Source organism: Photorhabdus heterorhabditis, from assembly GCF_018448905.1.
Taxonomy (GTDB): domain Bacteria; phylum Pseudomonadota; class Gammaproteobacteria; order Enterobacterales; family Enterobacteriaceae; genus Photorhabdus; species Photorhabdus heterorhabditis.
Window position 1 is genome coordinate 45856 of sequence record NZ_RCWA01000027.1, and the last position, 20360, is coordinate 66215.

The 20360-nt window shown below is 40.3% G+C and carries 20 protein-coding genes, 1 tRNA gene, 4 pseudogenes and 1 CRISPR repeat array; of the genes and pseudogenes, 13 read left to right on the plus strand and 12 right to left on the minus strand.

Going from position 1 to position 20360, the window contains the following annotated elements; genetic code table 11:
• The first annotated feature begins 125 nt into the window (after window positions 1-125).
• Window positions 126-293, plus strand: a complete 168-nt coding sequence (rmf, locus tag EAE89_RS16090) for a ribosome modulation factor (protein WP_071881064.1) — start codon at window positions 126-128, stop codon at window positions 291-293.
• Window positions 294-750: 457 nt separating this feature from the next.
• Here the strand turns inward: rmf and EAE89_RS16095 are convergent, their stop codons facing one another.
• From EAE89_RS16095 to EAE89_RS16105, 3 genes are all read right to left on the minus strand, one after another.
• The gene (locus tag EAE89_RS16095; protein ID WP_054475788.1) at window positions 751-1089 is read right to left on the minus strand and encodes a hypothetical protein; all 339 of its coding nucleotides are present in this window, start codon (window positions 1087-1089) and stop codon (window positions 751-753) included.
• Between the two features lie 428 nt (window positions 1090-1517).
• On the minus strand, window positions 1518-2036 hold the full coding sequence (gene fabA / locus EAE89_RS16100; protein WP_054475787.1) for a bifunctional 3-hydroxydecanoyl-ACP dehydratase/trans-2-decenoyl-ACP isomerase: 519 nt from the start codon (window positions 2034-2036) through the stop codon (window positions 1518-1520).
• Window positions 2037-2119: 83 nt separating this feature from the next.
• On the minus strand, window positions 2120-3850 hold the full coding sequence (locus EAE89_RS16105; protein WP_149617131.1) for an AAA family ATPase: 1731 nt from the start codon (window positions 3848-3850) through the stop codon (window positions 2120-2122).
• Window positions 3851-4197: 347 nt separating this feature from the next.
• Here EAE89_RS16105 and matP point away from each other — a divergent pair, with 347 nt between their 5' ends.
• Entirely contained in the window at window positions 4198-4653 is a 456-nt protein-coding gene (matP, locus tag EAE89_RS16110) for a macrodomain Ter protein MatP (RefSeq protein WP_149617130.1), read from the plus strand.
• A gap of 137 nt (window positions 4654-4790) precedes the next feature.
• Here the strand turns inward: matP and ompA are convergent, their stop codons facing one another.
• From ompA to sulA, 3 genes are all read right to left on the minus strand, one after another.
• Window positions 4791-5891, minus strand: coding sequence for a porin OmpA (gene ompA, locus EAE89_RS16115; protein WP_149617129.1), 1101 nt, complete (start codon window positions 5889-5891; stop codon window positions 4791-4793).
• Window positions 5892-6134: 243 nt separating this feature from the next.
• Window positions 6135-6257 (minus strand): hypothetical protein, encoded by a 123-nt coding sequence (locus EAE89_RS24030; protein WP_262499990.1) that lies wholly within the window; start codon window positions 6255-6257, stop codon window positions 6135-6137.
• A 345-nt stretch (window positions 6258-6602) separates the two neighbouring features.
• On the minus strand, window positions 6603-7127 hold the full coding sequence (sulA, locus tag EAE89_RS16120) for an SOS-induced cell division inhibitor SulA (protein ID WP_054475780.1): 525 nt from the start codon (window positions 7125-7127) through the stop codon (window positions 6603-6605).
• A gap of 247 nt (window positions 7128-7374) precedes the next feature.
• On the opposite strand from sulA, the gene EAE89_RS16125 reads away from it, so the two are divergent.
• The gene (locus EAE89_RS16125) at window positions 7375-7977 is read left to right on the plus strand and encodes a TfoX/Sxy family DNA transformation protein (protein WP_054475779.1); all 603 of its coding nucleotides are present in this window, start codon (window positions 7375-7377) and stop codon (window positions 7975-7977) included.
• A gap of 51 nt (window positions 7978-8028) precedes the next feature.
• Here the strand turns inward: EAE89_RS16125 and yccS are convergent, their stop codons facing one another.
• Window positions 8029-10176: a YccS family putative transporter gene (gene yccS, locus EAE89_RS16130; protein ID WP_054475777.1), complete on the minus strand. Its 2148-nt coding sequence runs from the start codon at window positions 10174-10176 to the stop codon at window positions 8029-8031.
• 119 nt (window positions 10177-10295) lie between these two features.
• Between yccS and helD the strand changes: the two genes are divergently transcribed.
• Window positions 10296-12350 carry a DNA helicase IV gene (helD, locus tag EAE89_RS16135; RefSeq protein WP_214086234.1) on the plus strand — a complete coding sequence of 685 codons (2055 nt, stop codon included), beginning with the start codon at window positions 10296-10298 and terminating at the stop codon, window positions 12348-12350.
• 49 nt (window positions 12351-12399) lie between these two features.
• Here the strand turns inward: helD and mgsA are convergent, their stop codons facing one another.
• On the minus strand, window positions 12400-12858 hold the full coding sequence (gene mgsA / locus EAE89_RS16140; protein WP_054475773.1) for a methylglyoxal synthase: 459 nt from the start codon (window positions 12856-12858) through the stop codon (window positions 12400-12402).
• Between the two features lie 115 nt (window positions 12859-12973).
• Between mgsA and EAE89_RS16145 the strand changes: the two genes are divergently transcribed.
• Both EAE89_RS16145 and EAE89_RS24035 read left to right on the plus strand, forming a co-directional pair.
• Window positions 12974-13387, plus strand: coding sequence for a CoA-binding protein (locus EAE89_RS16145; RefSeq protein WP_054475770.1), 414 nt, complete (start codon window positions 12974-12976; stop codon window positions 13385-13387).
• Window positions 13388-13942: 555 nt separating this feature from the next.
• A CRISPR array of direct repeats spans window positions 13943-14391; the repeat unit is 28 nt; unit sequence GTTCACTGCCGTACAGGCAGCTTAGAAA.
• A gap of 55 nt (window positions 14392-14446) precedes the next feature.
• A pseudogene (locus tag EAE89_RS24035) lies at window positions 14447-14554 on the plus strand (hypothetical protein); the annotation flags it as partial.
• Between the two features lie 83 nt (window positions 14555-14637).
• On the opposite strand, the gene hspQ reads toward EAE89_RS24035, so the two are convergent.
• Window positions 14638-14955 carry a heat shock protein HspQ gene (gene hspQ / locus EAE89_RS16150; protein ID WP_083451855.1) on the minus strand — a complete coding sequence of 106 codons (318 nt, stop codon included), beginning with the start codon at window positions 14953-14955 and terminating at the stop codon, window positions 14638-14640.
• Between the two features lie 226 nt (window positions 14956-15181).
• Here hspQ and yccX point away from each other — a divergent pair, with 226 nt between their 5' ends.
• Window positions 15182-15460 carry an acylphosphatase gene (gene yccX, locus EAE89_RS16155; RefSeq protein WP_214086235.1) on the plus strand — a complete coding sequence of 93 codons (279 nt, stop codon included), beginning with the start codon at window positions 15182-15184 and terminating at the stop codon, window positions 15458-15460.
• 13 nt (window positions 15461-15473) lie between these two features.
• Here yccX and tusE read toward each other — a convergent pair whose 3' ends face one another.
• Complete coding sequence (tusE, locus tag EAE89_RS16160; RefSeq protein ID WP_214086240.1) at window positions 15474-15803, minus strand: sulfurtransferase TusE; 330 nt, start codon at window positions 15801-15803, stop codon at window positions 15474-15476.
• 182 nt (window positions 15804-15985) lie between these two features.
• Between tusE and EAE89_RS16165 the strand changes: the two genes are divergently transcribed.
• The 6 genes and pseudogenes from EAE89_RS16165 (at window position 15986) to EAE89_RS16180 (ending at window position 18950) form a co-directional block, all read left to right on the plus strand.
• Window positions 15986-16073 (plus strand) — tRNA-Ser (locus EAE89_RS16165).
• 211 nt (window positions 16074-16284) lie between these two features.
• Window positions 16285-16473: pseudogene (locus EAE89_RS16170) on the plus strand (tyrosine-type recombinase/integrase); the annotation flags it as partial.
• A gap of 49 nt (window positions 16474-16522) precedes the next feature.
• Window positions 16523-16639, plus strand: coding sequence for a primase-helicase zinc-binding domain-containing protein (locus EAE89_RS24185; RefSeq protein WP_339423355.1), 117 nt, complete (start codon window positions 16523-16525; stop codon window positions 16637-16639).
• Window positions 16621-17118: a primase/helicase family protein gene (locus EAE89_RS23705; protein WP_244866513.1), complete on the plus strand. Its 498-nt coding sequence runs from the start codon at window positions 16621-16623 to the stop codon at window positions 17116-17118. Before EAE89_RS24185 ends, EAE89_RS23705 begins: the two co-directional genes overlap by 19 nt.
• Window positions 17099-17891: pseudogene (locus EAE89_RS23710) on the plus strand (primase-like DNA-binding domain-containing protein); the annotation flags it as partial. The gene EAE89_RS23705 and the pseudogene EAE89_RS23710, both read left to right, overlap by 20 nt.
• Before the next feature lie 570 nt (window positions 17892-18461).
• Window positions 18462-18950, plus strand: a complete 489-nt coding sequence (locus EAE89_RS16180) for a hypothetical protein (RefSeq protein WP_214086236.1) — start codon at window positions 18462-18464, stop codon at window positions 18948-18950.
• Window positions 18951-18963: 13 nt separating this feature from the next.
• Here the strand turns inward: EAE89_RS16180 and EAE89_RS16185 are convergent, their stop codons facing one another.
• Both EAE89_RS16185 and EAE89_RS23715 read right to left on the minus strand, forming a co-directional pair.
• Entirely contained in the window at window positions 18964-19923 is a 960-nt protein-coding gene (locus EAE89_RS16185) for a ComEC/Rec2 family competence protein (RefSeq protein ID WP_214086237.1), read from the minus strand.
• 140 nt (window positions 19924-20063) lie between these two features.
• Window positions 20064-20227, minus strand: a pseudogene (locus tag EAE89_RS23715) (ISNCY family transposase); the annotation flags it as partial.
• Between the last annotated feature and the right edge of the window lie 133 nt (window positions 20228-20360).

Sequence of the window (20360 nt, forward strand, 5' to 3'; positions counted from 1 at the left end):
TATTACATTAATATGAATTTCTTGACTTGATTTTCAAAACTTATAGGGGTATTTCTAAATTGTGGTTGGATGAAGGACAACCACTGTTTTCTTTCTACTGATATAGCTTATGAGGTAAGTAAAGCATGAAGAGACAGAAACGGGATCGTTTAGCACGTGCGTTATCGAAAGGGTATCATGCAGGCATTTTAGGACGTCCAAGGGAGCATTGCCCCTATTATTCATTAGATGCCCGTTCTCATTGGTTAGGAGGATGGCGACAGGCGATGGAAGATAGAGCGACAATGGCTTAGTCTGGCAAACTGAGGCCACAGTTAAGTAAGCAAAACCTCTTCTTTTTATCAATGTTATACTAGCCTAAATTTGATCTGACAGTGACTGATTGTTTATACATAATACAGATATCTGTCAGATTAAATCTTATTGATATTCTTTCTGCTTAGATTTCTCTTTGACTGTGACTAAAATAAAAATGCCCGTATCGCATAAAATAAATTTTTCCTGGCGCTAATGGGTTTGCCAATATCTATTTATTAAAGCATCGTGTATTGAATGTCTTGATTGCACTGTGTAATAAACCAGTAAGCATGAGCAATGTCAGGGTTCAGATTTTTTAATGTTATTGTGTGCCTTATGAGATTTTATTTGCGAATTCGATAAGATGTGAATCAATGGCCGCCAGTGATACATCCTATTTAACCATATTCTATGGCGGCCATTAAGTAATCTATTTACGAGGGATGACGTAATTCAGTAATGGCAGTAAGCTGGGTTTGATAAACATTCATGATGTAATTCAACCCAAAAGAGGCGGCTATATTCCTCAATCCCAGCGATTGATATGGTTACAACTTCATGACTTGTATAGGCGGTTTGAAGCAATGATAATAACGTCGACCCACCATTAATAGTACATACCCACCTAAATCCTTGTGAGTGAGTAGGTGTCGCTATTTTTCCATAGCAATCTCCATTAGTATTAGGTGCTTTTAGCATTTCGACGGTACCGTCAACCCTATCTAGTTTTGCGATAGCAGTTGGTGTAAGAGTCAACGCTACGATTATAAGCGCTATTTTTCTGATGTTCATATAAATTACCCTTGGTTGTGTTTGTTAATAATAATTATAAATCGTAAATTTTATTAATATTTATACCTGTTATCAGTATGCTCTTGTGAGCTTATCTGATATGCCAAGTCAATTTGAGCATAGCACAATTTGTCAATTGCATGCTAATTAGCCAGCGATAAACCAAGTGCTTACTATTGCAGGTTGCTCAGGTGTGGTTTTGTGTTATTTCTAGCCGAGGTGGGCTTGATTTGATTTTTTTGTTCTATGTGGATCTCAGAGTTTCATGCTCTGAAATATAGCCGGAATTGCCTTTGAGTGAGCAAAAATAACACCAAGTATTTTTTCAAGATTACTGTGTCACGTGACGTCGAGCTTTTACTGTTTTACTGAAGTAGGTGAAAAGCAATTAGCTAGTCACCTTTCTTTTTGATATCACTGATTATGTGTCAGAAAGTACTGGTATCTTTAAACAAGCCTACTTTTAGATCTGTTGCGGTATAGATAACTTTGCCATCTACCAACACTTCACCATCGGCCATACCCATAATTAATTTGCGGTTAATAACACGTTTAAAATTGATACGGTAAGTAACTTTTTTAGCTGTTGGTAATACCTGACCGGTGAATTTAACTTCACCAACACCAAGCGCACGGCCTTTGCCTTCGCCACCTAACCATCCAAGGAAGAATCCAACTAATTGCCACATGGCATCAAGACCAAGACAGCCTGGCATCACCGGGTCGTTAATAAAATGGCAGTCGAAAAACCATAAATCAGGGTTAATGTCTAGTTCAGCTTCCACATACCCTTTACCGTAGGTTCCACCGTTTTCTGTCATTTCAATGATGCGATCCATCATTAACATATTGCCAGATGGTAATGGTGGCCCATTTTCTCCGAATAACTCACTTAGCCCAGATGCGATAAGATCTTCTTTTGTGTAGGATTTACGTTGATCAATCATATTCTTAGATAGCCTTATATTTAATGTAAGGTAAATAATAGAGTACACTTGTACGCTGGACAACTCCGATCAGACATTTTGGATTAATCCAGCCAGCGAAGAAACCACGGGGATTTAGGCCGTTCCTGATTATTCGCTTGTGTTATACGCTCCTGTATCATAGCTAACAAGTGTGTTTCTTGTTGATCATAATAAGGGATACCTGTCAGTAAAGGCAGCGCTTCAGAAACATGTTTTACTGACCACACGTGAAATTTTTGCGCTTTTACTGCGTCTACGACTGCTTGGTTAAGACATAAGTGGCGGACATTCGCCGCTGGCAGAATGACACCTTGATGACCAGTTAGCCCACTGCGGTGGCATACTTCAAAGAAACCTTCGATTTTTTCGTTAATACCACCAATTGGCTGAACATAACCAAATTGATCCACCGCACCGGTGACGGCCAGTTGTTGATCGATGGGTTGCTGGGAAAGAGCACTTATCAGTGCACATAATTCAGCAAGTGAAGCACTGTCACCGTCAACTTCGCTATAGGATTGTTCAAATACAATAGACGCGGAGAAGGGTTGAGGTTGATCAAGCTTTAATTCGGAAATTAGGAAGGCTTGCATAATCATCATGCCTTTCGCATGGATATTGCCGCCTAATTCTACTTTGCGTTCGACATCAATAAATTCTCCATCTCCCACATGGGCCACACAAGTGATACGAGATGGTTCTCCTATTGGATCAGGGTGACCAGGATACTCCAGCACGGATAATCCGTTAATCTGACCAATGACCATTCCCTGAGTACGGATCAGAATTTGACCTTGCTGAATCTCATCTAAGCTACGTTCAGACAAATAGTTATGACGCCAGAGGCGATTTTCCACCGCTTGTTTGATCGATTGAGCTGTAATTTGGTTTTCTTGCTGATAGAGTGCCGCAGCTGTCAGTTGTTGTTGTAGCCAGAGAATATCCAAAGGCAGGCGGTGTTTATCTTCTGCATAACGGGTTGCTTGTTGGATAAACTCAGGCCAGGCATCATGACTCAGTGGTGGCAATTGCCACTGTTGAATAAGCCCATTGATATAGCTGCACCACAGGCTTAGATCCTGTTCATTATGCAATGGCATATCCAGCTCAAATTCACCATACAGAGCGCTTTTTGCTAATTCAGGCTCTGTAACCTGAAACTCTTCAAGGCTGAGGCGATCTCCAACCAAAATCAAACGTAGATTTAGTGGAATGGAGGGGATGGGTAATGGTAAGGATTTGTTATTATCCTGAGATAACCATTCAAAGTGTTGCTGAATAATCATCTGTTTCAGGCGAACCCACATTAATGGTTGGGTCAACAAGGTGCGTAACGGAAGGATAAGTACGCCACCATTTACTTGATGAACTAAACCGGGTTGTAGATGGATTTCTCCATGGTGAGAGTGGACGCAGCCAAATAATTGTTCTGCCTCTATCCATTCACGATAGGCTACTCGCAATTTAGGTGTGAAATGGCCTTCTGTTGATGATTGCCAGCTAATTTTTTGTTGTTCTATCTGATAGTCGCCGCCAATTTGGGGAATTTCTTTGGGGAGTAATAGATGGATAGATCCAGCTAATTCTGACAAATAAGTATCACATTCCTCAGCTTTCAACAGCATAAAAGGCTGGCGGGAATTCATCCGGCAGAAAAGCTTCAAGCCACTATGCAGCCGTGACTGAACGACTTCCATACTGGCAGGAGCCTGTTGGGACGCAGAATGAAAAAACGCATTATAGGGAGTGTTATCCGGCAGTAATGCCTGCCAGTCTAGTTTGTTATTGGTCAAAGTGATCGCTATATATTGTAAAGTAGGAAAGCGCCGATTATACAAGATTAAGATATATACCCAATAGATTTCAATATGCATCGAGACGGCAAGGGAGCGAATTCCCGGGAGCATAGATAGCTATGTCATAGATAACTCTGTGACCGGGGTGAGTGAGTGCAGCCAACAAAGAGGCAACTTGAAAGATAACAGGTATAAACCAACATGTTTGAATGTTTGCTATTACAGGCGTTTTATGTAAAGCATCATTGTGAACAAAAAACAGGCAATGATCAATTTAGCCATAAGCAATTTACTAGAATAGTTGCTATGCTTATTTTTAAGTTACGCCGTCACTGAGAAATAAGATGAAATATCAACAATTGGAAAATCTGGAATGTGGCTGGAAATGGGCTTATCTGATAAAGAAACATCAGGAAGGTGAGCTAATTACCAAATATATTGAAAACAGCGCAGCTTGTGAAGCAGTTGATATGCTAATCAAGCTTGAGAGTGAACCGGTAAAGGTACTTATATGGATTGAACAGCATATGAATCCTGATTTATCCAACCGTATGAAACAAACAATCCGCGCTCGGCGCAAACGGCATTTTAATGCAGAACATCAGCATACTCGCAAGAAATCTATCGATTTAGATTTTCCTGTATGGCATCGCTTATCTGCACTTTCTCAACGGCGGGGTAATACATTGTCCGAAACTATCATACAACTCATTGAAGATGCTGAACGTAAGGAAAAATATGAAAATCAGATGTCTAGTCTGAAGCACGATTTAGAGGCTATTTTGGGTAAGAGTGAGTAATCTCAGCTATTGTGGATTGGTATCACAATAAAACTCGTAATATAAGTTGATATAAGATTTCAATGGATGGAAAAGAAAACCCCATTTTCAACGGGGTTTCCCTATCTTTTGATTACATTAGTAATCAATAAAGACTGTTACTGAGCAGCTTGTGCTTGAGTAACAACTTCTTTAGTGCCTTGGATTTCGATCTCTACGCGACGATCTGGAGCCAAGCAACTGATTAAGTTAGGTTTGCGAATTTTATCACAAGTAGAACCCGTTACTGGATTTGCTTTACCGTGGCCTTCTGCACTGATACTGCCCGCAGGGATGCCTTGAGTTACCAGATAGTTAACTACGCTCTGAGCACGTTCTTGCGATAGTTTCTGGTTGTATGCGTCTTTACCAATACGGTCAGTATAGCCAAGAACTAGCACCTTACCCTGAGTTGGGTCGATGTTCGCTAATTCAGTATATAGCTGGTTCAGAGTCTGTTTGCCTTCCGCTTTCAGCTCAGAGCTGGCGAATTCGAACAGAACGTCAGAGCGCAGAGTAAAACGTTTGTTTTCAACAACCGGAGCTGGAGCAGGGGTTGGAGCAACAACCGGAGCTGGAGCAATAATTGGAGCAGCTGCTTCATCTTGGCCGAAGCGGTAAGAAACACCTACGCTCAACAAGCCGTTGTCAGGACGTGCACCTACTGTACCTGCATCACCGATATTGTTAACCCACTGGTAGTCCAGGCGAGTAGCCCAGTTTTTGGTCAGAGCATACTCAACACCAATTGCTACCAATGGAGAAACACCGGTATCATGGTTTTTCAGATGAGTGTTGGTAGCGCCGTAGGTTGCTTTGGAATCTGCACGCCAAACCATACCACCCAAACGAGTATAGACATCCAGATCATCCATAATTGGATAACTTAGTTTAGTCGCTAGTTGGAAACCATGAGCTTTGAAGGCACCATTGTTTACGCTACCTTTGTAAGGCATGCGGCCTAACCAATCATAACCTATTTCGAAGCCGAGATATGGATTGGCTTGATAGCCCAAATAAGCACCAGCGCCTAGCTGGTTTTTGTGCGTAGGGCCATTACCGATTGCATTGGTATAATCGTTACCGTAGAAGTTTACGTCATGGTATTGAGACCAGCCCAATTTACCACCAGTATACCAAGTGTTGTCTTTTGGAGCTGCTTGCGCTGCAGTTGTGAAAGCGGCCACTGCCACTGCTACCGCGATAGCTGTCTTTTTCATTTTAACGCCTCGTTATTATCATCACCCAATAGGCAATTGGCTTTGGGAGCCTTTTTACTTACTGCCTATCCCATTGGCTATTTATACCTGTTATCTTTCAAGTTGCCTCTTTGTTGGCTGCACTCACTCATCCCGGTCACAGAGTTATCTATGACATAGTTATCTATGCTCCCGGGGATTTGTTCCCTTGCCGTCGCGATACATCTTGAAATCTATTGGGTATACATTTGCCATTCTTTGTAATTATTCAGGAACGAACTTGAGTAGTACTCGAACTTCAACTTCTCGTACTGCATGTACGCCCTGATATTCTGCGTGCTGTACATGTTCACTATTTATCCATACATTCACAAAAACGGCACGCATTAATTACTTATTACTTACATCTACTGAGATAGGCTATTAGCCATATTGATTAAAAAACTCAGTTTAAGAATACTGCACTTTCGTCAAACCAGTTAACCAAACAATACAAGGGTACTAAGCACAGTAATCTTTAATGGTGTAAAGTCTACAACGAAGTTAAAAAGTTACAAGTGGGTATTGATTAATAGCGCAAAAAAATTAAAAGGTAATGTATAATTTAAAAAAAACTTTACTATTCTTTACAACTAATCCTATATTAATTAATTGATTTTAATTGTGATCAGTGTTTTTTGGTCAAAATTGGTTATTTTGTGCTATGGATATTGAGATAATTCTTGGTTTTGGTCAATGATAGTAAATGGAATGAATTTTTAGTAAATTTGATTGTAGTTCAGTACAGTTGGTTCCTTTATTCACATTTTGTGGGCGCATAATAAAGCCCAATGCGTTACCTTTTCGCGCCGCAGACTGCAATTTTACCGTATCTCTTTCTGATAACTTAGGTAACCAGCCAAGTACTACACTGTAATTACCACTTGCTAGTGCTCTTTCCATTGCATCTACAGTTGTAATGGAGTTGATGTGATTTAATTGAACAATTTTATCTAAAGGTAATCCAGAGTTAATTAACCATTGGCGGCTTAGTTTCTTGTGTGGACTCACCCATAGCAGCCAGCGAGACTCATTCCCCGATTCACGTAATAGAGGTAGCAATATATGGTTAATGACAGATTGGTTATCACTATAAATCAATTCACTCACTATACCACCACCTCCCACTGAATTATCTTGTGTAGGGGAAGAGCGTGATGGCTGCCTTTCTGTTGACAGATGTTTAGAAGAGTAAACCCAAGATGATTGAATGCCCATAATGAACCTCGCCACAAGATGCTGTATGAACATACAGTATCTTTATGTTAGGCTAAGATCAAGTCTATTTTTTCAAAGGGCTTCGCAAATATTGATTATAAATCGCTTTAAGTTCATTTAATCATTGGCAGAAAAAATTGGATTGCGTATGTTTTTAATTACTTGTTCCTCTTATCTATTTTACTGATAACTGGGACAAATCTATGGATAAGAGACTTATTTGCACTAAACTCATGGAGCGATCTGTATGTTTTTGTCTGAGGTACGTTTTACTCAACTCAAAAATGGTTTTTCTTCGTTTGGAAGATTGACAAGGAAACCGCAGTTTGGCGGCTACAGCCTGCTGGCTGACGGGGTTATGTTCGCTATTATTGCTGATGGAGAATTATATTTACGGGGAAATAGTCATGCTGAAGTATTGTTCAAAGCCAGAGGAATGAAAAACTATATTTATTCGAAAAGAGGAATACCTGTAACTTTGCGTTATTACCAGGTTGGTGAATCACTTTGGCAAGATCAAGCATTGTTGTCTCAATATACACATTTAGCCTATCACTACTCATTGATTGAAGTGGTGGGTAAAAAGAAAATACCAGCGCGCTTAAAGGATTTACCTAATCTTGGAATGTCTCTTGAGCGTCAGTTATGGAAAGTAGGAATATGTAAAGTTGAAGATTTACGGTTGTTAGGTGCGAAAGCCAGTTATTTAAAACTGCATCAATATAAAAGAAAATTTAATGTTAGTTTGTTACTTGCTCTGGCTGGTGCAATTGAAGGATGTCATTCAGCCGTTTTACCGGTACAAATTCGTAATGACTTATTACGCTGGCACAAGGAGTTGTCCTGTTAGATTTTTATCGTGAACAGTTAAATGAACGGGGCAGCTAACTGCCCCAGTATATTAATGGGGTTCTAACTGGTTAATTTGTTTAATATGGTTAACAATTTCAGGTAGCAACTCTATTAATAAACTTGTTTGTTGCAATACTAATTGCTCTTTACTGTTTCCTTCTACCAAGGCTTGTTCAATTTTTTTCACTATATTGACAGGTATTTGTTTAATTCTTTCATCATCTATTGATGCTAGTTTTAATGCTGTATCAACATAACAAATAACGTCGTTAAGAATATCTAGAATAACTTTGTTATCCAATTTATCCCGGTGCGCTCCCAGCGTGGAGATATAACTCAACATTGTGTGATTTAGGCACAGTAGTCGGAATGCTTCTTCTTGGGAGGTTTGATAACTTTTCGGCTCGGCAGACATGTTTGAAATAACTGATGCCAGTTCTGCATCACTATTGTGGGCATCACGGCGGGCAATTCGATAGCTCAATCCATTGTCTTTTCCCTGATTATATTGGACTAAAATGGCATCAAGATAGCGGCAATTAGTACTCATTGTCCGGCTGATGACTTGTGATAATTGGCGGAATTTCCAGTCTGGCCAGATGAAACTCACTGCTAACCAGGCGATACCACAACCAATAAATGTATCAAAAATTCTTGGTAATGCGACGTCAAAACCTTCACCTAACAAATTAAAACACAATAATACCAGCAGCGTGATAAATAAGGTTGCGTGTGCATACTGGATATTACGAAAGGCAAAGAACAGTACACCAGAGATGATCATCAGTACCAATTGCCCTTCAATAGATGGTACGAAGTAGAGGATTGGTAAGCCGATTAATACCCCGGCAACAGTTCCTATTATTCTCAGAGCCAAACGGCGGCGGGTAGCGCTGTAATTAGGTTGGCAAACGAACAAACTGGTTAGTAAAATCCAATATCCACGTTGTAAATCCAGCAACTGAATCATAGCGTAGCTACTGCACAGTAAAACAGACATACGGATTGCATGACGGAATAGGGCTGATTGTGGAGTCAGGTGACGGCTGATCCTTAGACAGATATCGCGCACACCAGTTAGTGGTTCATCAGATAGTTGAGTTTCATCTTTTCTTTCTTTAGTCAGATTGTCCTGCCCGGATCTAATACCGGCTAGTTGTGCATCGATCGCACGCAAGTTTTTCAGTAGATTGTATAACGCGGTGATCTTGAGGCTATGTTTTTGTTGTTCCCCCAATTGTTGCAGCGAACTTTCCAGATAGTTGAAAGCACGTTCAACACGTGGATTGTGCTGATATTGCCTGTGCCAAAGAATTGACTGAGCAACGTGTTCACATGCACGGGCTTGCATGGAAAGAAGACGTTGAAACCGGAACAGGACATCACTGTAACGGAAAGCATTCCGTAGGCTCTGGTACCTTACATGAGCTGAACTCGCTCGTTCATGAATGTCCTGTGCGACAAAATAATAATGTAGCGTGTGACGAGTTCCACGTTGACTACGCTCTCCCTTCAGACGGGTTAATAAAGAGGCTTTGGTTTGATTTAGCGTATTTACCAAAGTACTGTTTGCCATTGCTACGTTAACGACAGATTGCTGGTATCCCTCTTCTATATCGGGATCAAACAAGTTGGCTTTGGCATTAAGATAAGCTGAAAGTTGCTGATAACAACGCGCTAGGTTGTCTTGTAACGGGCGAATAGGAAACAGTAAGTAGTCGGCGAGTGTTAGTAGGTGATACCAGATTGCTCCTGTCAGGAGTAATAGTGGTTGTTGATACCATAGTGGAAAAATAGATGTACCCAACATGGTATAAATGGCAATCAGTAACGCACCAAATGCAATGGTTGCGTAGCGTTGCCCGAGCGCACCCAGTAAGATAAAACTACAAGTAGATAACGCCAGTCCGACGGTGAAAAGCCAAGGGTAAGGAAATAGCAATTCGATAGAGATTGACGCGATAAAGAAAGAAATTAGCGTGATCATTAGATTGCGTAAACGGCCAATCAGACGATCATCGAGGTCGGCTAGTGCTGCGGCAACAACACCTAAAGTCAGTGGTATGGTTATCTTAGGTTCTTTATCTAGAAACCAAGGTACTAGCGTTGTTCCAGTTAGGGCTATTAGGATACGGGTATAATAAAGAAGATGACTGTTATAAAGAAAACGGCGCAGACCGGAGAACACAGTTAGCACAAAATACCTCTGAGGTAATGATAACGGCCATAAATGACCATTAGGATATAAGGTTTATTAGTGATAAAAAACCCTTATAAGGCATAGTTCAACTATTTTTCAGGTATAGCGTTACGATCATGGAACTTAAAGCAACACAAATTGGCCGGCGTCTTGCTCAGCATCCCTATAACCGGGTGCGATTGCTGAATGCAGGTATTGAAGTCAGTGGAGAAAAGCATCAATACCTTATCCCATTTAATCAGTTAATTGATATTCAGTGCAAACGGGGTATTGTCTGGGGTGAGCTGGAATTTGAATTGCTTGATGGACAAGCGGTTCGCCTTCATGGCACTGAATGGCAGCAAACACAGCGTTTTTATCATTATCTACTCGGTGAATGGCAAAAATGGAGCCAGGAAATGAGTGTTGTTAGTGCTAATGTACTGGCAGATCAGGTTAATGAAGTTAATAAAATTGGTCAGTTGGATCGCTGGTTTAAAAAAGCTGATTTGTCCCAATTGCAACAGCGGATTCAGGCCGCATTTCAGGCTTTACCACTGCCATTACAACGTCTGGAACAATTTGATAATTGCCGAGAAAATTATCAAATTTGTCTACATTGGGTTGAGAATGGCGAAAAATCTGTTGAAAAGATTAACCAGCAATGGACAGAGCGTATGCTGGGGCAATATCGTGATTTTTTTCAGCGGGTAGAAACCTCTTCTTTAAGCCTTCCTCAGAGCTTAGCTGTTGTTAATGGTGAAAATTCAGTGCTGGTGCTTGCTGGTGCTGGTAGCGGAAAAACAGCTGTGTTAGTGGCGAGGGTAGGATGGTTATTACTTCGCCAACAGACGATTCCCGAACAGATATTACTGTTAGCGTTTGATAACCAGGGAGTTGATGAGATGAATGAACGAATTCATACTCGTCTTGGTGTGAAAGATATCGAAGCGAAAACATTTTATGCTTTGGCACTGCATATTATTCAGCAGGGAAGTAATAAAGTGCTTAAAATTAGCACATTGGAAACTGACGGGCAAAAGAGAAGAGATTTTCTGGTTAAACACTGGCAGCAACAATGCAGAGAGAAGAAAGCACAAGCTAAAGGTTGGCGGGAATGGCTGACAGAGGAGCTGAAATGGGAAATACCGGAAGGTGAATTTTGGTGTGATGAACAGCTTGTTAGCCGATTGTCAGGCAGGCTTGAATGTTGGCTGGAATTAATGCGTATGCACGGTGGTAGTCAAAAGGCGATGATAGAACAGGCTCAGGGAGAGTATCTGGAACTGTTTCAAAAATGTGTTCGCTTGATGGGGCCTTTATTAAAAGCGTGGAAATCTGAATTAAAAACAGAATGTGCTGTTGATTACTCAGGGTTGATTCATCAGGCAGTTCATATTCTGGAGAAAGGACGATTTATTAGCCCGTGGAAGCATATTCTGGTCGATGAGTTTCAGGATATTTCGCCATTAAAGGCGAAATTGCTTACCGCATTGCGGGCGCAAAATAGCCAAAGTTATTTGTTTGCTGTAGGGGATGACTGGCAGGCAATTTACCGTTTCAGTGGGGTGAAGTTGATATTACCCACTGCTTTTGCTGATTATTTTGGTAAAGGGGCTGAATGTGTATTGGATACTTCTTATCGGTTTAATGATCGGATTGGTGAGATTGCTAATACCTTTGTACAACAAAACCCAAATCAGTTAAACAAGCCACTAAATAGTTTGACTAAAGGTAACAAAAAATCAGTTGTAATCCTGCCAGAAGATCAACTTGAACCTTTGCTGAATAAAATGAGTTGCTATGTTACAGAGCAGGAAACGGTTTTGTTGTTAGCCCGCTATCACCACTTGAAACCTGAATTGCTGAAAAAAGCAACGACCCGCTGGCCTAAGCTTAAAATAGAATTTATGACTATTCATGCTTCGAAAGGGAAACAAGCGGATTATGTGATTATCCTTGGGTTACATCAGGGGAATGACGGTTTTCCTGCACTTGAAAGGGAATCGGTGGTGGAGCGGGTTTTATTGCCACAGTTGGAAAATTTTCCTGATGCAGAGGAGCGACGTCTTTTATATGTTGCATTAACACGGGCGAAGAAGCAGGTGTGGTTGATGCAGGATAAGAAAAATCCATCTGTGTTTGTGCGTCAATTAGAACGGTTGGGGGGGCTTGCTCAGCGTAAGCCTTAAGGTATCTTTTGAAGAGAACATATTGCTCAACCATAAATATTATAAAGATTTATTTCAGACGTTCATTCAGATAGTGTTGATAATCAGGGACCTGAATATCTACTGACTGAGAAAACAATGGGGAATTAACAATAAAATCCGCAGTTGTCAGATTTGTTGCTACTGGGATATTCCATACTGTAGCAAGGCGCAGCAGTGCTTTTACATCAGGATCATGAGGAACGGCATTAAGTGGGTCCCAGAAAAATATTAGTACATCAATTTTTCCTTCTGAAATTAGGGAGCCAATTTGTTGATCTCCGCCCATTGGTCCGCTAAGCATACTGGTGACTGACAATCCCGTTTCATTCTGGATCAGATTACCGGTTGTGCCGGTAGCATATAAATTATGTTTCTGAAGTAAATGCTGATGATTTTTGGACCAGACCAGCAGAGACGTTTTGCAGTGGTCGTGTGCAACAAGCGCTATATTTTTAGAGGCTGCTAGTGTACGGGTTGCCAATTTCATGTTGGTACCTTTGATAATCGTTATTTTCGATCATAGTAAATTGATAACAATGTTTATCATATACACTGTAATAAATAAACAAAGTAAAAATACTGAATTTGTAAGGAATGATACGATGAATGATCAACGAATTGTGGACATATTAAAACAAGTGAAAACTATCGCACTGGTAGGTGCTAGTGAAAAAACTGATCGTCCGAGCTATAAAGTTATGGCTTATTTATTGGAGCAAGGATACGAAGTTATTCCTGTTAGCCCGAAACTTGCTGGGCAGACACTGCTTGGGCAACACGTTTATGGACAGTTGGCAGATATTGCTCGACCTATTGATATGGTAGATGTATTCCGTAATGCTGAAGCTGCTTATGGTGTAGTTCAGGAAGCGATAGATATCAAAGCAAAAGTGCTCTGGTTGCAATTGGGTGTTATTAACGAACAAGCGAAAGAATTGGCAGAAAAAGCAGGTATGGATATTGTGATGGATCGCTGCCCGAAAATTGAAATCCCAAGATTGGGGCTGGAAAAGTAATATTCTCCAGTTTGCTACTGTTTAGTTTCCCATCAATGAGTGAACGGAGCTTGGCGCTAATGTCTAAGTTGCCCAAACTTAAGAGGTTGGGTGGGAAACATCACTAGGTTCCAAGTATATATGACTTATTCCTGACAAATATTTACAGGGTCCCGGAATCATCCGTCTCTGGATATCTTATATACCCAATAGATTTCAAGATGGATCGCGACGGCAAGGGAGCGAATCCCCGGGAGCATAGATAACTATGTGACCGGGGTGAGTGAGTGCAGCCAACAAAGAAGCAACTTGAAAGATAACAGGTATAAACTCCATTTTTCACATTATATTACAATATATTAAGGAAAATTTAGCTATTTCTGCGACAGCTAAAAGCTACCAAATATTGCTATAAGATATGGTGTTTCTACTGCACCCTAATTTTGACCCTTTTTTATCGCCAAATAATAACCTATTGATTTTTAATTAAAATAAAGTATCTCTTATAAAAAGGGTTTTTTCACTTTTTATGATTATACTCTTTAACAGTCAATGGATTAGAGTTAATATGCAACAGTTCACTGCCGTACAGGCAGCTTAGAAAAAATTCATTACCCGATCAGATAACGTTAATTGCGTTCACTGCCGTACAGGCAGCTTAGAAAGTGCTACTCGATAAGTCCCCCCGGTTTATCGGGTTCACTGCCGTACAGGCAGCTTAGAAAATTCGCAACGATCTGGATGAACTGGCGGTAGTGTTCACTGCCGTACAGGCAGCTTAGAAACAGATAACAGCGAATATATGAAATTAAAACAGGTTCACTGCCGTACAGGCAGCTTAGAAAGTATCATCCGATAACAAACTCAGCGTTGGACGGTTCACTGCCGTACAGGCAGCTTAGAAACAGTCGGCGTTCCGCTTCCATATCCGCATAGAGTTCACTGCCGTACAGGCAGCTTAGAAATGTTTTGATTGGTATTGGTGAAATTTTTGGTTGTTCACTGCCGTACAGGCAGCTTAGAAGATGGTGAAACACGACGAATATTAGAGATGGAAATCCGTAAGACATTATGGATATGCATCATATTTTTGTGGCAATGGCAACATCTATTACTGAAGTTGGTAGGGATCATGATTATGATTGGAACATTGCTGAACTGGGTTCAACGCGCTCGTTGATACAACTTGTCGAATGTATTTAAAGCAATAGGCAAAAAGAGGCACAGATGCTTAGGTGGTACAAGTAGTTTAAAAACACAATAAAGGTTAGTTAATTGCGTAGTCGTGGAGCCAGTAACTGATTGCGGATGGATTCTGCTAGCTCGTCCAGAGAAGGTTGTTCTGGATGGTCATCTGATGTTTCGTAGGCTAATTGCGCTTCGGCTAAATAAGTATGTACGGGTTGGCCGTCGTCATCTTCCATCACAACATGATACCAAGGAGCAGAACGCAAAGCAGCATTGGATGCAATGTCATCCTCTTGAGGTTGTTCCAGAGAATATTCCACATCAATGTCTACGATCACTCCCAAATACCCCAGAAGCTTGTGACGTACTTGTTGGCCGATACCGAATTTGCTGGCGATAATCATAGTCACCTCCAAAGAGATTTTGTTTTGACACTGATATAGGGGCAATAAGGTGAATTACAAGAGCATACCCGGTAGTTGAAGTCATTTTTTGCTTTAATTGCGAGTGTGGCTCTATCTATTATTTCAGGTTAGCTGTAGTAAATATAAAACACAACCAAGAATAGTGTGCTTAACTACATATGTGAGCGATACCGCAAGGTGACAGGGTAGATAGGAACTAATTATGATTAAATATGGGTTAATAATTTATGTTTATGGTTGGGTTCAAGGGGTTGGATTTCGCTATCAGACTTTTCGTTGGGCGAAATCTAATAAACTGACCGGCTATGTCTGTAATTTGCATGATGGTAGTGTCAAAATTGTAGCTTATGGTGATGTTGAACAACTGAATAAATTAACCCACTGGTTGGAACAAGGGGGACCACCAGGAGCGCGAATAGATAGTTTTTCGTCTCAGCCCTGTGCAGTGGAGGATATTGCAGATTTTAGCGTCCACCACTGAATTAGGTTATTAATCAGATGCATTTTACCGGTTTTGGCAGCCCTGCAATTTTAGTTGCCTGCTTTGCCGGACCTTTGGGAAATAAGTGGTAAAGATAGCGGCTGTTGCCTTTTTCTTCACCATACTTTTGTGCGATTGCTTTTACCAGCATACGGATAGCTGGGGATGTATTAAATTCATCATAAAATTCCCTAACAAAACGAATGACTTCCCAGTGTTGTTCAGTCAAAGCGATTGCTTCCTGCTCGGCGAGAAGTGAAGCTATTGCTTCCTGCCAGTCACTGCTATTTTTCAGATAACCCTGCGCATCGGTTTCGATCTCACGACCGTCGAATACCAACATAATTATTTCACCATCAAAGAAAGACAGTAGTAATCTAGCAAAAATCACCTTTATGCCCAAGAATGGCATGCACATATGCGGATAAAATAAGCCAACAGCAGTGGAAAAGAATAAATTTACGGCAATCGAACAGGAGGAGGCTTTACATCTGTCTCGGTGGTGTTTATAGTGCACGCCATTGCGGAGGGGTGGCCGAGCGGCTTAAGGCAGCGGTCTTGAAAACCGCCGATGGGAAACCATCCGAGAGTTCGAATCTCTCCTCCTCCGCCAATCACACTCCTAACAACATCTACTAAAGTCTCCCAAACCCAGTTAAATCAAGTCTTAGCGCAAAATCTCAATACCCCAAAGTCTACTACTGTCTTCCTAAATCTCTACAATTTGTTGTATAGTTTTTTGTATAGAATTTCTCTCTACAATTTTTCTATACAACATTGGTGATTTATGAAGCTGACGGATCTGGCTATCAAATGAGCCAAACCCTGCCGAAAAAATGAAAATGCGCCATACTCATATAGTGCCATTATCAAAGCAAGTTATCGATTTATTGAAGCAAATTCAGCCTATCAGCGGCAGTTATCAGTGTGTTTTCCCAAACCGGACAGATTACAGAAAGCATATAGCTGATATGGCAATCAATACCATGATCCGCCGTATGGGATATTCAGGGTGAGCGACAGGCCACGGCTTCCGACACACCGTGAATATGTGGCATCGATATCCCAGAAAAGGGTAAACATGGCTCTTGTCCTGTCTGTGGTGGCACTGACCGTTTCCACTTTATCGACGATCACCACCACGGCAACTGGCATTGCCTTTGCCAGAACCCAAGCTAGCCAAAACGCCGATTCATAGCGCTAAACCGATCGCAGAACTGGTTGCTACTACTGTTACGGGTGAATCTCAATATCTGGTGAAAAAGGGATTGCAATGTTCCAATCAGCGGTTGTTAAAAGACGGTTCGTTATTGCTGGTCACTCAAATGATGGACGGCACAATCACGGGCACACAGGTCATCAAGCCGAACGGCGAAAAACGCCTTGTTGCAGGTACACAGAAAAAAGGCAGTTTTATCCCGATTACTGAGATTACCGGAACGCCAGACACAATCATCATTACCGAAGGTTACGCTACAGCTTTAACTGTCAGTCAACTACATAAAGGCGTGATACTGGCAGCGATTGATGAAAGCAACCTATTGATTGTTGCCGAGCAGGTTAGAGCGCAGTGTCCAAACTCATTATTGCTGCTGATAATCACTGGCACGAATCAAAAGAGCGGGACAAAAACGGCAGGCTGGAAAGAACGTTGGTAAGTTAGCGGCAGAGAAAACCGTTGAAAACCCACGGGAAAGGGCGTTAATTGTTGGTTATTCGCTGATCATCCTGCCAGACTAAACTCGCTATGTGGGCGACGGATCAGGCATCAAGGCGATTACAGGTGGAGATAAAGTTGCCATCGATCCAAAACATAAACAGCCCTATTCAACCCGTATTTCAGTGGTGGTACAGGCGGTGAATAACAACGCTATGAGTTTCAGTGATCGCAGTGGTGGCGTGTCACGGAGTCGCGTGATTTTTAATTTTTCCGAAGTCGTGCCGGAAAATGAACGCGATCCACTTCTGCGGAATAAAATTGCGGCAGAATTGCCCGTGATTATCCGGCATCTGCTGCATCGGTTTGTTGATCCACAATCAGCAAAGCGTTTACTGGCAGAACAATAAAAATCTGCGGAGGCGCTGGATATCAAACGCGGCACAGATCCACTGGTCGATTTTTGTGGTTATCTTATTGCTTCCCATGAAGCTGACGGCCTGTTAATCGGCAATGCGGAAATTATGCCGTTCAACCCTCGTAAGTACCTTTATCACACCTATCTTGCTTATATGAAAGCAATAACCTGAACAAACCTGTTTCTGTGACTCGTTTAGGAATGGATATGCCGGGCGCACTAGCAGAATACAGCCAGCAATATTTACGCAAGAAAAGCAAACAGGGCAGGGCATTCGTAGCAATCTGAGCTTGAATTTTGATAGCGCTATCGAATGGATGTCGAAACTGACAAGGAATAGTCAGCCAGAAGAATAATTTTTTTCTGATTACAGCCATTTTTCAAAGAAATATAAAAAAGTGTTCACCACTGTTCACCTTTTTTCTGGTTGGAGGTGAACGGTTGGGTGAAGAGTATTGAAGAGTTTAATTTCAACTCATCACCATTTAATGGTATGAATTTAAATAAAATTATTCAAAGGTGAACAGGGTGAACAGTTTTACCCATAATTCTTTAATAGGGAGGGGGGTAGATAAAAATGTTTTCTCTGGCAGGTGATCTTTCAGCTCTCCGAGTTACTGGGTTAATGCATTAGCCCGGTAACTCGGAGAAGACAAGCGTAGCGCGTCAGTGTGGAGGTTGAACTACTACATCGAAATCATTGGAAATTACCTTTAGCCTGATTCTGAACAAAAAGAGTTAGTTGTACCAATTTTATTTAATGAGATTCACGTCTGTGCGCTTGGCGAATACTAAAGTGGACAATAAAAATTGGTCACTGACTTAGAGGGTTACCGGAATGGCAAGGGTTCGTATTTAGCATAGAGTGGACTATGCAATCCATATTGATTATAATGTTTAAAATTAAATAAATTGAGATTATATTGATGGATGAATTAGTAAAAAAAATAAGTAGTTATCATATATTTAATTATTTAATACCGGGAGTTATTGCTGCATTTTTGATCGATTCATTATTTAATTTTAACTTTAAGTTTGTCCAAAATAGTGTAATTGTAGGAGTCTTTTTTTATTACTTTTTAGGGTCGATCATTAGTCGGGTAGGTTCACTCATTTCTCCTTTTATTGATTGGGTTTTTTCCATTGAAAAAACAAACTATAAAGATTACATTAATGCAGAAAAAAATGACCCTAAAATAGAAATATTAGCTGAAATCAACAATATGTATAGATCCTTTTATTCCTTATTTCTCATCTTAAATATTGTTAATTTTAAATATATATATATGCGTAAAGATATAAATCTATCAGTAACTACATTCCTAGTTTTAGCATTTTTTATATACGTTTTTTCATACAAGAAACAGACAGGATTTATTGTCGGAAGAGTTAAAAGTTATATCTCGCCAAATTAATGACGCAATACTCTTATTTATATCGTTTATATGTGGCTGATTTATAACTTTTTCTCCTATTATCCTCATGTTTTTTGAGTTCTTTAAATTTCTTAGGTTGAAGATCTCTAATAGGTGATTCGACGTCATTATTTCTATTAACTTTCAAATCATATACATCATATCTACCAACATGATTTCCTGTAGATTCTATAATGACGTCTTGAGATTTAGTTGTATATAGTTCTATTTCTAGCCTAGAGAGTAAGTCTCTAACGTATTGTTTTGGATGGTCATATTGATTGGAATAATTGCTACTGCATATAGCGATTGGTGGATCTATTTTTTCTAATAAATCTTTTGTCAGTACCTCGCTATGACCACCATGGTGAGGGAGAATAATGACATCAACTTCTTCTATTAGTGAACTATTTTTTAGTAATGTTGCTATATCAGCAGATTCAACGTCACCTAAACTTAAGACGTTGAACATCCCTGTACGGAAAAACTTGACTATTGAGTTGTCATTTGCTTTTTCGGTATATTTTTTAGGGTGAAAAATAATATTCTTATAGCTATACCCGAAACCTGGCTTTAAGCCTTTTATATATTCAGGTGTAACTTTTACTACTAAAGAGGATGTAACGTGTTTTTTAGTTTTGTAATCTTCAATTAAAGCCAGACATCTTTTACTATTTTCATTTTCTGCTTCATATCCAGGATATTCTACTTTTTTAGGTTTTAGATTTGTTAAAATCCATTCTAGCTCACTTGCTGTACAGTGATCTTGATCCCAACTTGTTATATGCAGTAACGAAATAGTTTTATTTTGAAATAACTCCATTTCTTCTAATATTCTTTCCCTGACCTCTTCTGGCGCTCTAGCTTCAATCAAAACAAATTCATTTTCTGTTGCATAAGAAAAGCATGAGCCAGCACTAGACATGGTATATGCTCTAAATCTTGTTTTGATTCCTTTCAGTTCATCACTCATTTTTTATTTCCTATTATTGTAATGATGGGGTTCTTTAGTTTGAGATCAGATGGGGTCATTAAGCTAAATTTTCAAGGGGAGTAAAAAAAGAAAATCCTCATGCTGTACTACGGGGATAGTACGAGGTAGCCTCTGGATAATTATGGGCTTACAGAGCGTAAGCTGGCTCTATATTCATCAGTGTTATCTAAGACTGGATTGATAGCTCTGAGTTGTTCCTGAACTCTGGCCTGAGCACGGCGTTTCGGCATGGTTTATTTCTGCTCCGCTTATCCTGACGCTCCAGCTCGTCCATTTTATCCTGTTGTACTAGGCTGTGTCCCTTAATATCAATTAATAGTATTATTATCTGATTGATTTCGATGCAGGAACAAAATAGTGGCACGTTACGACATTTCTGATGATGCTTGGATATTGATAGAATCTTGTTTGCCCCC

What these genes read in the sequence shown, in the direction of transcription:
- rmf (WP_071881064.1), top strand. Translation starts at nt 126, where the DNA reads ATGAAGAGACAGAAACGGGATCGTTTAGCACGTGCGTTATCGAAAGGG.
- EAE89_RS16095 (WP_054475788.1), bottom strand. Translation starts at nt 1,089, where the DNA reads ATGAACATCAGAAAAATAGCGCTTATAATCGTAGCGTTGACTCTTACA.
- fabA (WP_054475787.1), bottom strand. Translation starts at nt 2,036, where the DNA reads ATGATTGATCAACGTAAATCCTACACAAAAGAAGATCTTATCGCATCT.
- matP (WP_149617130.1), top strand. Translation starts at nt 4,198, where the DNA reads ATGAAATATCAACAATTGGAAAATCTGGAATGTGGCTGGAAATGGGCT.
- ompA (WP_149617129.1), bottom strand. Translation starts at nt 5,891, where the DNA reads ATGAAAAAGACAGCTATCGCGGTAGCAGTGGCAGTGGCCGCTTTCACA.
- EAE89_RS24030 (WP_262499990.1), bottom strand. Translation starts at nt 6,257, where the DNA reads ATGCGTGCCGTTTTTGTGAATGTATGGATAAATAGTGAACATGTACAG.
- sulA (WP_054475780.1), bottom strand. Translation starts at nt 7,127, where the DNA reads ATGGGCATTCAATCATCTTGGGTTTACTCTTCTAAACATCTGTCAACA.
- EAE89_RS16125 (WP_054475779.1), top strand. Translation starts at nt 7,375, where the DNA reads ATGTTTTTGTCTGAGGTACGTTTTACTCAACTCAAAAATGGTTTTTCT.
- helD (WP_214086234.1), top strand. Translation starts at nt 10,296, where the DNA reads ATGGAACTTAAAGCAACACAAATTGGCCGGCGTCTTGCTCAGCATCCC.
- mgsA (WP_054475773.1), bottom strand. Translation starts at nt 12,858, where the DNA reads ATGAAATTGGCAACCCGTACACTAGCAGCCTCTAAAAATATAGCGCTT.
- EAE89_RS16145 (WP_054475770.1), top strand. Translation starts at nt 12,974, where the DNA reads ATGAATGATCAACGAATTGTGGACATATTAAAACAAGTGAAAACTATC.
- yccX (WP_214086235.1), top strand. Translation starts at nt 15,182, where the DNA reads ATGATTAAATATGGGTTAATAATTTATGTTTATGGTTGGGTTCAAGGG.
- tusE (WP_214086240.1), bottom strand. Translation starts at nt 15,803, where the DNA reads ATGTTGGTATTCGACGGTCGTGAGATCGAAACCGATGCGCAGGGTTAT.
- EAE89_RS16180 (WP_214086236.1), top strand. Translation starts at nt 18,462, where the DNA reads ATGGATGAATTAGTAAAAAAAATAAGTAGTTATCATATATTTAATTAT.
- EAE89_RS16185 (WP_214086237.1), bottom strand. Translation starts at nt 19,923, where the DNA reads ATGAGTGATGAACTGAAAGGAATCAAAACAAGATTTAGAGCATATACC.